General features: G+C 40.0%; 9 protein-coding genes. 8 read left to right on the plus strand and 1 reads right to left on the minus strand.

Annotated features, from left to right (window positions below; translation table 11 throughout):
* The first annotated feature begins 146 nt into the window (after positions 1–146).
* The 8 genes from HWI92_RS17705 (at position 147) to HWI92_RS17740 (ending at position 11,571) form a co-directional block, all read left to right on the plus strand.
* Positions 147–572: a hypothetical protein gene (locus tag HWI92_RS17705; RefSeq protein WP_204657745.1), complete on the plus strand. Its 426-nt coding sequence runs from the start codon at positions 147–149 to the stop codon at positions 570–572.
* Positions 573–605: 33 nt separating this feature from the next.
* On the plus strand, positions 606–1,256 hold the full coding sequence (locus HWI92_RS17710) for a hypothetical protein (protein ID WP_204657747.1): 651 nt from the start codon (positions 606–608) through the stop codon (positions 1,254–1,256).
* Positions 1,257–1,536: 280 nt separating this feature from the next.
* Positions 1,537–2,805, plus strand: a complete 1,269-nt coding sequence (locus HWI92_RS17715) for a site-specific integrase (RefSeq protein WP_204657749.1) — start codon at positions 1,537–1,539, stop codon at positions 2,803–2,805.
* A 2-nt stretch (positions 2,806–2,807) separates the two neighbouring features.
* A complete protein-coding gene (locus tag HWI92_RS17720) occupies positions 2,808–3,479 on the plus strand; it encodes a hypothetical protein (RefSeq protein WP_204657751.1) in 672 nt (223 codons plus the stop codon).
* A 532-nt stretch (positions 3,480–4,011) separates the two neighbouring features.
* Positions 4,012–5,124, plus strand: coding sequence for a DNA cytosine methyltransferase (locus HWI92_RS17725; RefSeq protein ID WP_204657753.1), 1,113 nt, complete (start codon positions 4,012–4,014; stop codon positions 5,122–5,124).
* On the plus strand, positions 5,082–8,063 hold the full coding sequence (locus tag HWI92_RS17730; RefSeq protein WP_204657755.1) for an ATP-binding protein: 2,982 nt from the start codon (positions 5,082–5,084) through the stop codon (positions 8,061–8,063). The genes HWI92_RS17725 and HWI92_RS17730 overlap by 43 nt, the downstream gene beginning before the upstream one ends.
* Position 8,064: 1 nt before the next feature.
* Positions 8,065–9,699, plus strand: coding sequence for a response regulator receiver domain (locus HWI92_RS17735; RefSeq protein ID WP_204657757.1), 1,635 nt, complete (start codon positions 8,065–8,067; stop codon positions 9,697–9,699).
* Positions 9,700–9,762: 63 nt separating this feature from the next.
* Complete coding sequence (locus HWI92_RS17740; protein WP_204657760.1) at positions 9,763–11,571, plus strand: ATP-dependent nuclease; 1,809 nt, start codon at positions 9,763–9,765, stop codon at positions 11,569–11,571.
* On the opposite strand, the gene HWI92_RS17745 is transcribed toward HWI92_RS17740, so the two are convergent.
* The gene (locus HWI92_RS17745) at positions 11,568–12,008 is read right to left on the minus strand and encodes a very short patch repair endonuclease (protein ID WP_204657762.1); all 441 of its coding nucleotides are present in this window, start codon (positions 12,006–12,008) and stop codon (positions 11,568–11,570) included. The two genes, HWI92_RS17740 and HWI92_RS17745, sit on opposite strands and share 4 nt — an antisense overlap.
* Between the last annotated feature and the right edge of the window lie 156 nt (positions 12,009–12,164).

The raw sequence follows: 12,164 nt of genomic DNA on the forward strand, positions 1-12,164 counted from the left end.
TTATAGCGATTTCACTTCTAGTTCTGTATAACATTGTGATTTACATTTTCCGAACTGACGGGACATGTGATCAGGTAATACAAGTAAAATTCAGAGAAATTAATTTTCAATTTCCATTGAAAGTACGGGGTGTATTAAAAACTCCAATGAGTGGATTTACCAGAAATTACACTTGGATTGAAACTGACTCAATCGGAAACAGAAATATCTCAGGTAAATGGTTCTTTGATAGAGATTCAGAATGGAATATTAAGCAAGAATTAAGTAGTGAGGTGAAAGACAAATTAATTTATGGAGTTGCTTTTGAACTACATGAGGATAGCTGCAAAACTGATCAGGAAATTGTGGCCGAAATTCAGGAAATGTATCCGGGAAATTACACGTATACTGTGGAGTGGGGATATAAGTATTATGTATGGGAGCGGGACTGTCTGACTATTTTTGTCAAAAGAATATATGATGATCCAGAAGGCAACTCAATACCGGAAGTCTCTTTTTGTTATGGCATCAGTTCTTCAGAGGCAAGTACGTACGGAAAATATACTGGTTACATTAACGGCTTTCCGGATTGATGGCTCCACGCTGCGAATTAAACAATTACACACATGAAAACACTTTTGTACATCTTAAAATCGGCTGTACTTGTCCTAAGTACGCTACTTTCGATCTTAGGGAAATTAATAGTAGCTTTCTTAGTAGTTTCTTTTATCTTGTTTTTATCATTTCAAGACTGGGAAGACGATGAAAGTTGTGGTGAAGTAACAAAATTGAGTTACCGGGGTATTTACTTTCAATTTCCAATGAGAGTGAGCAGTGCATTAAAAGCACCTATGAAGCAATTTTCCACAAACTATATGTGGTTACAAACAGATTCCTTGGGTGGCAAAAATTTCTCTGCAAAATGGTTTTTTGATTATGATAATGAATGGACAAAGCCTGCTCAACTATCGGATAAAGTAAAAAGAAAACCAGTTTACGGTGTTGCATTCGAACTTTATGGTGACAGTTGTAAAACTGATCAGGAAATTGTTGCAGAGATACAAAAACTCTATCCGGGCAATTACCGGTATTTTGAAAATCAGGGCCATTCAGCTTATATATGGGAGCGGGATTGTCTAACTATTTTCGTAAAAAAAGCCTATCAATACCCTGCTGGGTATAGCATACCGGAAGTCTCATTCTGTTACCTGCTTGACGAATCACAAAAAGAAATATTTGCGACTTACACGGGCTATATAGATAATTACCCGGATTGATATACCCCAAATGCCGTGAAATGCACGAATCAGATTTACCAAAACAAAAAAGCCTTGATCATGATCAAGGCTTTATGCATTCTGTGGTGATGGACGGAATCGAACCTTTGATTTCTACTTTCATGAGCTTTTCGTTAAAATATTCTGATTCTGAGCTACTAATGGCAAATATATAAAATTGAACCAAGTAACATGCAACCTTAAAAAGTAATTTTGTCGTAAACCATTTTGTAAACCAATTCAGTTAAGATAGATTTGTGTAAATCAAGTCGTCGGCTGCATGGCTACTACAAAATACTATCTCAAAAAACCAAAACCAAATGGCAATTGCCTGATATCCTTGTACTTCCGCTATGGAACTGAGCAGGTTGTGGTTTCTACCAATCAGTTTATAAAGCCCAAATCCTGGGACGCCAAAAACCAGAAGGCAAAAGCCAGTCATGAAGCCTATTTGGAGCTCAACGCTAACCTGGATCGGTGGCGAAATGAAGTTCAGAAGATATACCAGCAGCGGCTTTACCAGAAACTGTCGATCACTCCCGCCGACCTGAAACCGCTATTTGAGCGCGAGATAAGGACTGATAAATATGAAGCAGCTCCGGAGAAAGGTAAGCCCGGCCTGATCGAGTTCGTCACCAAATACATCAAGTCCGTAGAGGGATTTAAGAATGCCAATACGATCAAGACGTACCGCTCGCATTTGAAAATGTTGACAGCCTATCAGACGGATGCGAAGAAGAAGACCATTGCGTTCAACGACATCACGCTCGATTTCTACCACGATTTCAAAAGGTTTATGGTTGAGGTCAAGAAATACAATGAGAACACGCAGAATAAGCACACCGGCTTCTTAAAGTTCTTCCTGAACGAGGCGACCGAGCGCAAGGAAAATGACAACATCGAGTTCAAGAGTCGGCGGTTTTCGACACCCCGTAAAGAGGTGGATTCGATTTACCTAAATGAAGATGAGATCAAGCTCCTGATGAAGCTTGATCTATCAGCCGAGTCCAGGCTGGAAAAAGTGCGGGATCTCTTCATCGTTGGCTGCTTCACAGGCCTTCGCTTCTCCGACCTCACGGCTATACAAGCCGAAAATATTTCGCCTGATTTCAAATACCTGAAAACTAAGACGATCAAGACAGACGAATACCTAGAAATCCCGATCCACCCAATCGTCAGGAAGGTAATGGAGAAATACAAGGGCAAGACACCGAACAACTTGCCTCCGGTAATATCTAATCAAAAGATGAATGAATATCTCAAAGAAATCGGCGAAAAGGCCAATCTGAGCGATGACGTGGCTTTATTCGAAAAGAAAGGAAAAGTCCGGACGCAGAAAAAGGTGAGTAAGTTTTCGTTAATTACGTCCCACACAGCCAGGCGATCATTTGCAACCAATGAGTATCTTGCCGGCACTCCCTCCTACGCCATCATGGCAATCACCGGCCACCGGACCGAAAAAGCATTTTTAACATACATCAAGGTAACCAAAAAACAGTACGCGCGGCAGCTTTCAGAGATCTGGAAGGAGCGGTTTAAAGATGAGTGATTATGGAGGAAAGTAAGAAACCAGTCGGGAAATATTCGACAGCAAAGAGACTAGGAGAAACGTTTCTGGGAATGAAAGGAGACGACATACCCCTTGTTCCATATTTTAAGTACGATGTCGTTGACCAGCTTAATGAATTTCATTTGGTTTTCCCGTCGGAACCCAGTACAACCTTGTATGAAAACACGATCTTCTCGAAACTGGTGAGGCTCGCCACTTTCAGCCAGTCTCTCAGATGCTTCCGGTATCACTATGAAGCCTACCCGGACAAGTTCGAGTTTCTGGATTTCTTCGTAAATGAAATTCCCATTCGACTGACACAACCTTATTCTGCACAAGAAAAAACCATATTGGAAGGCCTGCTGGCTGAAGTCAATCCACAGCTGGAAGAAAACACGGTGACTCCCAGATGCGAAGAAGAGGTTGACATTTACACACTTCTTCCCAAGCCAACACTCATTGCTCTCATGAAGACCATCTTCTATGGCACAAAAGAGGATAGCACTTTCGATGCCAACCAAGAGGACATTGTTGCTCTTTTGCGCAACTTCACGCCATTTAAGAAAGGGAAACGAAGTACACTTGCTAGAAAAGTAACCGAGAATGTGCCGGAGGATTATTTACCCAATTCACTGATTATTGAGATACGAAAATTTCTTTCGAGTAAATTCTAGTTCAGAGAGACACTGCAGAGCAGTTGCACACCCTTGCTTATTTGGCGCGGAGGTTGATTGGCCTACGGTTGTCGCAAAATTTGAGATAACTGCGATAGGCTGAGTGTACTGAAAAGGCCAGGGAAATGTTAGGGATGCTTGACATACCTTAGACACAGGACAGTTGAAAATGGCAACTGGATCACAGAAATTCGTCTAAAAGAACGTCGAATGTACCTTAGCGAACTAATTACCAAGAACTTACGCTTAGACGAAATAGCGCAAATAAAGTAACTGATGTCTAAAGAGCAATGGAATAATGTTAGCCGTAAACCGTCAAAGATTACTTGACAGTTCAGATACTGTTATGCCACTGATCCACAATAAAGAGAGAATATGACATCAAAAGTCACTAGCAGCTCGAAGCCGAACATTCTCGCCAAGCAAGTCTGAAGAACAACTCCCACCGTAAAGTAAGTGGTAAAAAATCTCAACCATTATTTTTGTATTTTGCAATTTTGAACATAGCCTTCGCAATATCTTCTTAATATATATGCCTAGTAGGATAACACAAACATCTGATTTAAAGGCCGTTGATTTTTTTTGTGGAGCGGGTGGCGTGACTTGTGGCTTTACGAATATTGGGATTAAGGTGCTTGGCGGTATTGACATCGACCCTAAATTCAAGGATACTTATGAACTGAACAATGATGCCAAGTTTATCAATAAAGACGTTTCAAACCTTGAACCCGAGAAACTTCAAGAATACTTGCCCATTGAAAGAAACGAAGATAATCTCATATTCGTTGGTTGCAGTCCATGTCAATACTATTCCAATCTTAAATCAGATAAAACCAAATCGGAGTCGGGAAGACTCTTGCTGGAGGATTTCAAGGAATTTGTCTTGTTTTACAGGCCAGGGTTTGTCTTCATCGAAAACGTCCCGGGTTTAGAGACAAAGAAAGGGAGTCCACTACATCTCTTTAAAAAAGCTTTACGGAAAGAAGGTTACACGTTCGATCAAAATGTACTAAATGCAAAATATTTTGGTGTTCCTCAAAATAGACGCAGGTTCGTGCTATTAGCAACACGTCTGTCAAATTACCAAATCGAGCTCCCAAGACAGGTTCGTGCGAAAAATTCAATTGTAACCGTTCAAAAAGCAATCGGCAACTTCGAAATATTCCCAAAAATAGAAGCCGGAAACAAAGATGAGACTAGATTTCAGCATTCATGTGCTAAGCTATCAGACTTAAACCTACAAAGAGTAAGACAGGTCCCTCACAACGGAGGCACTAGAAAAGCTTGGGAGAATGATAGCGAACTTCAATTGGAATGCTATAAGAATCACAATGGGCACTATGATGTCTACGGCAGACTATTTTGGGATAGGCCAGCACCTACAATTACAACCAGATTTATTTACACAAGTACAGGTCGCTACTCACATCCCGATCAGGATAGGGCACTCTCACTCAGGGAGGGAGCTACATTACAGTCGTTTCCACTAGATTATCAATTTTACTCTTCAAATCAAGGCACCATTGCAACCATGATTGGTAATGCAGTGCCTCCAAAATTATCGGAAGCCATTGGAGAATCTATTAAACAGCATTGGGATAAATGGCTAAATTCGTTACCAGAGCAAGAGCAATTGATCTCTTAGGCAGACAGCAGATTGCTGGAATTCCGACAGCCATAAATGAGCTATTCAAAAATGCCCATGATGCCTATGCAGATCATGTAGAGGTCGACTATTTAAGAAAAGACCAAATTTTCATTCTCAGAGACGACGGCTTGGGAATGACGAAGGAAGATTTCGAGAACAGATGGTTGGTCCTAGCCACTGAAAGCAAGTTTGCGAATCACAAGATCCCCCTGCCTCCCACAGATTCAAATAAGCCCTTACGCCCAATAATGGGGGAGAAAGGCATTGGGAGGCTAGCCATAGCCTCTATTGGCAAGCAAGTACTAATAGTCACGAGAGCTATTCGTAACGGAGAGCTTGGGAACACCGTTGCTGCATTTATTAATTGGGCTTTATTTGAAAGCCCAGGGATAAACTTAGATCAGGTTGTAATTCCGGTAAAGGAATTTTCAGGTAGCATTATTCCTTCTCTAGCAGATGTTGAAGCAATGAAAAATGAGTCAATTCTCTCATTGCTTAGTTTATTCAGAAATAGTGACATCACAAAAGAAAATGCGCGCGACCTGATTACCGAAATCAAAAACTTTCGAGTGGATCCACTAAGCTTGATGCAAAGCCTGCCGGGAGCCTTATCCTTAGAAAACCATTCGGGAACACATTTTTATATAGGCTCATGTGATGACAGTCTAAATGCTAATATTGACGGTAACGACAAAGACAAAGATGAGGCATCCACATTAGAGAAAATGCTTGTTGGGTTTACCAATACCATCACACCGCAACATGCAAAGCCCTCAGTAAAAACTGCTTTCCGAGATTACAGAGGTAATGATGACACCTATTTTGACCTAATAGGTGAGGACGCATTCATAAGCCCTCATGAGTTCGAAAAAGTTGACCATCACTTCAGAGGTGAATTTGACGATTTCGGCCAATTCAGAGGAGATGTTACAATCTATGATCACGAATTTTCGGATCACAAAATAATTTGGAATGAGAATAGTTTCAAAAGAACGGCCTGTGGCCGATTCTCGATTGACTGCGCATATTTACAAGGTGATCACAAGCAATCCTACCTTGATCCAATTCTACATAGCCAGCTAAAAAGTAAGCTTAATAGATATGGCGGGCTGTACATTTACAAGGACGGCATTAGGATTTTACCCTACGGGGATAACAACTATGATTTTTTGGATTTTGAGCGGAATCGATCCAAAAGCGCCTCCTATTACTTTTTTTCTTATCGAAGAATTATAGGTACAGTTAACATTAGCAAAGAATTCAATGACAATTTGACAGAAAAAGCAGGGAGGGAAGGCTTCATAGAAAATCAAGCCTATCGTCAGCTAAGAAGTATTCTCAAGAATTTCTTTGTGCAATTGGCAGCCGACTTTTTCAGGGAAAAAGGTGGCGAGTCCACCGATGTTTTCCTTTCGCTACGAAAGGAACGGGAAAAAATGTATCGAGCCAGGGAACAAAGAGAAAAAAGAGCAAAGGAGCGAAAAGACAAATTTGTTGCTGAACTTAATGCCTTTTTTCAAAACGTTCAAAATGGAAAAATTCAAAAAGACATCGCGGATCTACTTACAAAAACGCGAAAAAACCTACAATCTATTTCCTCAATTAAAGACGTCGACGACGCAAGCAATGCATTAATAAACTATGAGTTTGAGGCTCGAAAAAGCTTAGTATATTTAAGGATGCGAAATAAGATTCTAGCTCCTCGAGGCTTTGTGCTATCTAAAGAAAATCGACGAAATTGGGAGGTATATCTGGAGGAATACGAGAGCATAAGCAATAAATATTTTTTGGAAGCCGAAGCTGCCGTTGATCATCTTGTAAGTGACTATCAAAAGTCATTTAAGCTGGAAGTTAGCCAGAGAAAAAGGATTGAAAAGCATGTCGAGTTGATATCCGACGAAGCCAAAGACACTACTAAAAAACGATATGATGAGGCAAGGAGTATTGCCGAAGAAGTCTCATCAAGAGTTAGGAAATTAACCCAGGAATTGATGGAAAATTTGGAGCAGACCATCAGAAGTGCCAAGCTTCAACTACCAACCCTTAAACTTACAGAGTCCGAGGACAGTCAAATATTTGAAAGTATTAGATCCATTGAGTCTCCAATAATTGAAGAAAAGGACTACGCAAACTTAATTCTAGAAAATATTATTCACCAACTGGATAACATTTATTGGGAAAAAGATGAGCAAGGGAAGATAATAACCAACGCTCAGATAACGGATGCTATTGAGGAAGAACTTGAAGAGGTTAAAGAAAAAATGTACGCCGATATTGAATTGACTCAACTTGGACTTGCTGTCAATATCATTCATCATGAATTCAATAGTACGGTTAATTCACTTCGATCGGGCATAAGAGATCTAAAAAGATGGGCCGATATCGATACAAAAATTGACACTACGTATAAAAATATAAGGTCAAATTTTGAACACTTAGATAGCTATCTCTCCCTTTTGACACCCTTTAATCGAAGGCTTTACAGACGAGAAGAAGTGATAAGGTGCGAAGAAATATACGTTTTCCTGCAAGACGTGTTTAAAGGGAGGATAGAGCGGCATAATATTCAACTAAATAGAACAAAAGGATTTTCGCAAAGCCGTATTAATGGATATAGATCAATATTTTATCCTGTGTTTGTAAACGTCGTTGACAACGCGATTCACTGGCTGAAGACAAAAGCCGACGACGGACCCAGAGTTATAAGATTACATGCAACTGACGATGGCACTCTCTATATCTCCAATAACGGCCCGCAGGTAGCTGTCAATGATTATGAGAAGATATTTGAGCTTGGGTTCTCGAGAAAAGCTGGAGGGAGAGGCATGGGACTTCAGATATCAAAAGAAGTACTGAGGAATGCCAGCTATGATATCTCTCTCAGTGAACCTCGTAAGGATATGACCGTTACGTTTGCAATTAAACCCCTCAAATAATATGCCCCAGGACTACGTAAATGACTCGATCGAGATTGCCGACAAATTTATAAAAACAATATGTTTTGTAGATGATCAGCCGATTTTCAATAACGTCGAAGATCCCGTTAATGAGGACATAGATCATCGTCTAAATGCTAATGTAATCACTAAAGCATTCGCACCATCCGGCAAGTCATGCTCATTTTATCAATATCAGAAGCCGGAAGAGGAAGATGATATAATAAACCTAGCTAATAGCTCCGATGTAAATGTTCTTGACTGGAGGATAATTTTACAAGACGAGAACCCGCTTGATGGACACGCCATTGCCGCCGAAGAAGACAACGAGGTTGATGTTGCAGAAAAGGAATCGAGGGGACGATATGCATTGCAATTGATTGAAAAGATTTTACAGAGAAATGAGTACAGTTCTCCAAAGCTAATACTAATATTAACCGCAGAGTCAGATATTGATGCTATCTACGACCCTATAAAAGAGAAGCTGACACAGTTGGGGATTAGCTTTGAGTCCAACGATACGGATCTTAGCTTTCAAAATAAAAACTTTCGTATTTCGATCTATTTTAAAGAATCCCCGCAGAATAGGCATTTGTCTGAGGAAGTACGTCAAAAAACTGTTGCCTTAGTAGACCTGCCAAGTATAGTAAACAGAGAGTTCGCAAAGCTAACAGATGGGCTTGTTTTGGGAACTGCTCTCCAGTGTATTTCCATGGTTCGCGCAAAAACATTTTTATTGCTTGGGTCGTACAATAAGGAGTTGGATCCAGCGTACCTCACACATAAAGCATTACTTCCAGATCCCAAGGACGCTGAAGATTTATTGATAGATATCATTGGTAGTGATATTAAATCTATACTAAAAAGCAGCGAAATAACTACAAAGTTGCGTGACAATATACTACCAAACTACATCGATCACACTTACAATCAAGACAATTATCCATTTGTCTTTGACGATGCCGATAAGATCCCTGAAATCGGCATTAATCCTGAAATATCAAAGCCAGTCTTGAAATCGGTTATTCAAAACGGGATCGAGCAAACATTTCTAAAAAACACTCATCCCATTGACCAAGTAATTTACTTCAAAAAGTACTGTCATAAGAATCTTATATCGACCTTCGAGGCGAATGCAGAGAAAGCCACAGCGAGTAATATTCAGTTTGCTGTGTTAACCACAATTAAGCCCCAATATCAAGTTTCTCAATACTACTTAACGCAAGGCACGGTATTAAAGGAGGAAGGAAATCGCGGAAATTATTGGTTATGCATGCAGCCCAAATGTGACAGTGTTAGAATTTCCACAAATAAGAGGGCCTTTTTACTACTGAAGTTAAATATCGGCGATATCAGTGATTTTCAGATAGTGATAAATCATGCCGACCCTATTTACCTTAAAGTTAAATATGAGGTATATAACTCAAAACTTGTTGAGTTCAAATCAGACGGCCAAGGAAACGTTTCGTCTTTTGTAGAAGCCGGCATTATAAAATTCAGGAAGGGAGACAATTTAAATATGGTCTGGCTCGCAGAATTGAAGAGTGATGTTGCTCAAAGCATTTCGAATATTTTCAGCAGCCAACTCTCACGAGTAGGATACAACCCTTCTGAATGGCTAAGAAGGAGCTCCTAGATCGCATATTTTGTATGAAAATGTCGCCTAAAAGACTGTTTCCAACTATTGATCAAGCTCTGGATGGATATTGATTTATCTGATGTAATCCGTATAATTCGAACATTAAAAGCGAATGGGCAAGTTAAAAAATATATTGACTTTATTCAGTTCCCATTTTATAGAAATGTCGATTTAGATACAAGAATCAACTTTACCTTTCCATTGACAGTCTTTATTGGCCAAAATGGTTGTGGTAAGAGTACATGCCTTCACGCGTTATATGGGGCACCAGTTAACCATACCCCTTACGAATTTTGGTTTGATACAGAAGTTGATCCCGTAACTTACTACAACGAGCAAAGGAAGCGGCATTCTTTTTGGTACTCATACAAAGATGTAGATAAAAAGATAAAGGAAGTAATAAAAGCTAGAATTAGGCGAGGAGAGGATCCAAATTATTGGGAAACAAGTAGACCCTTGACATGGGCCGGCATGAAAAAGGTCCCCAAAAGAAACGACAGAGATAAACCGATCGCAAAACATGTAGTCTATATCGATTTCAGAGCAGAGCTAAGTGCCTTTGACAAATTTTTCTATTTTGGAAATGTAAAAGGTATCAAGTCGAAAAACAAGCAGGAGTTTATAAGAAAGAAGTCCTCCTACTTAAAAAAGGTTCTTTCTGGCCAAATAGAGACTTATTTTTCTAAGTCAGGAGCTGTAAACAAAAGTAAAAGAGAGCTCGCTCATTCGGAGCTCGAATGGATCTCATTTATCTCTGGGAAGGAATATAGTAGTGGCGTGTTTCTCGAGCACTCTTTTTTCCGTAACGTGGGTTATTCGGTTATATTTAAAACCGCTCATGCTGAATACTCTGAAGCTTTCGCGGGAAGCGGAGAAGTTGCCATCGTGAGGCTTGTACTTCGAATTCTTGATGCGAAAGACTATTCGCTTATTTTGCTTGATGAGCCCGAAGTATCGCTACATCCCGGAGCCCAATCACGGCTCAAACTATTTCTATTAAATCAGATAAAATTAAGGAAACATCAAATTGTACTTACTAGCCATTCACCGTCTATAATCAAAGGGCTGCCCAAAGAAGCAATAAAGGTTTTTTTTCAAAATCCGGGAAATGGCAGATTTCTTGTCAAGGAAGATTTAACGCCGGAAGAAGCATTTTATCATATAGAGTTTCCTATTGAAGCAAGAAAAACAATAACAGTAGAAGACATCCTTGCGAAAGAAATTGTCTCAGCGGTATTAGAAAATATGGGCGAAGAAGTCTCAAACTTATTCAATGTTACCTATAATCCTGGAGGTGAATCGGTAATCAAAAATGAATTTATCAAAATTTTCTGCCGCGAAAGTAAATCTCAAAACTTTGTCATTTTTGATGGCGACCAAAAGCCCAGCTCCGAGCATTTCGACTGGCGAACGGCAGCAACCACAGATTTAACGGTCAATTTTTTACAAAGGAAGATATCCCACCAAACGGCTGAAAGGATCACGTTTTCTGTTGACAGCTTGTCGGGCTCAGGGAATTCAGATCAACAAATTCAGCTGCAAAAGCTATATCTTGACTTTTATCTAACAAACGTCTTTTATCTACCAGGTAGGATTCCAGAAGACATAATTTGGAATCGCGGAAAGGCCGAACAACAACTATCTATCGTTGCTCAAAACGAAAGTCAAATGACTGCTTTTGTCGAGAAATTGGACCATTCGACATCGGCAAAAACAAAATTTTCAATTCTAGCAGAGTTGATGTTTGGGTCCAGTAAAGCAGACGAAATCAGATCAGTTCATAAGTTGTTCTTAAACTATTGGATAGCAGAACAAAATGACGGGTATCATGAGGTGGAGAGAGTCATTTTAGCAATGAAAGAACGTTAACAATTGGCCTTCTCAGTTTTCGTGGCTAGAAGAGAATCTTTTAGAGCACTAAGTGTGTCATCTTTGGTGGACGATAGCAATTCGCATTCCCATACTACAACAACTTTCCATCCAAGCTCTTTTAATTTGGACACCGTCCTTTCATCGCGTAAAGAGTTCTGGCTAATCTTAGATAGCCACCAAGTTGTATTTGTCTTTGGTAAGGAGGCTCGCCTGCAGCCAAGATGACCATGCCAGAAACACCCGTGAACGAATATGACGGTTTTATATTTCCGGAGAATGATGTCAGGCTTTCCGAAAATGTCTTTACTATGGAGCCGGTAGCGGAATCCGTTTGCAAAAAGAAACCTTCGGACGGATAGTTCAGGTTTGGTGTTTTTCCCCTTTACCCGCGACATGTTGTAACTACGCTGTTCTGGACTGTGAACGTCTGACATTACTCTTTTAACTTGTATATTTTTAAAACGCTTGTCATGGCAGACTTATACCTGAAGGCTGTTGAACGCCGCAATTATTGACTCATAAAGGATAGTGCCACTATTTCGTTTTGGATGGAAAGGAGGCGCGAATCTATAACACTCCCGTAGACAGAA

Source organism: Dyadobacter sandarakinus, from assembly GCF_016894445.1.
Taxonomy (GTDB): domain Bacteria; phylum Bacteroidota; class Bacteroidia; order Cytophagales; family Spirosomataceae; genus Dyadobacter; species Dyadobacter sandarakinus.

Bases quoted from the DNA above. Each gene is read 5' to 3' on its own strand.
- HWI92_RS17705 (WP_204657745.1), top strand. From the start codon at position 147: ATGAGTGGATTTACCAGAAATTACACTTGGATTGAAACTGACTCAATC.
- HWI92_RS17710 (WP_204657747.1), top strand. From the start codon at position 606: ATGAAAACACTTTTGTACATCTTAAAATCGGCTGTACTTGTCCTAAGT.
- HWI92_RS17715 (WP_204657749.1), top strand. From the start codon at position 1,537: ATGGCTACTACAAAATACTATCTCAAAAAACCAAAACCAAATGGCAAT.
- HWI92_RS17720 (WP_204657751.1), top strand. From the start codon at position 2,808: ATGGAGGAAAGTAAGAAACCAGTCGGGAAATATTCGACAGCAAAGAGA.
- HWI92_RS17725 (WP_204657753.1), top strand. From the start codon at position 4,012: ATGCCTAGTAGGATAACACAAACATCTGATTTAAAGGCCGTTGATTTT.
- HWI92_RS17730 (WP_204657755.1), top strand. From the start codon at position 5,082: ATGGCTAAATTCGTTACCAGAGCAAGAGCAATTGATCTCTTAGGCAGA.
- HWI92_RS17735 (WP_204657757.1), top strand. From the start codon at position 8,065: ATGCCCCAGGACTACGTAAATGACTCGATCGAGATTGCCGACAAATTT.
- HWI92_RS17740 (WP_204657760.1), top strand. From the start codon at position 9,763: ATGGATATTGATTTATCTGATGTAATCCGTATAATTCGAACATTAAAA.
- HWI92_RS17745 (WP_204657762.1), bottom strand. From the start codon at position 12,008: ATGTCAGACGTTCACAGTCCAGAACAGCGTAGTTACAACATGTCGCGG.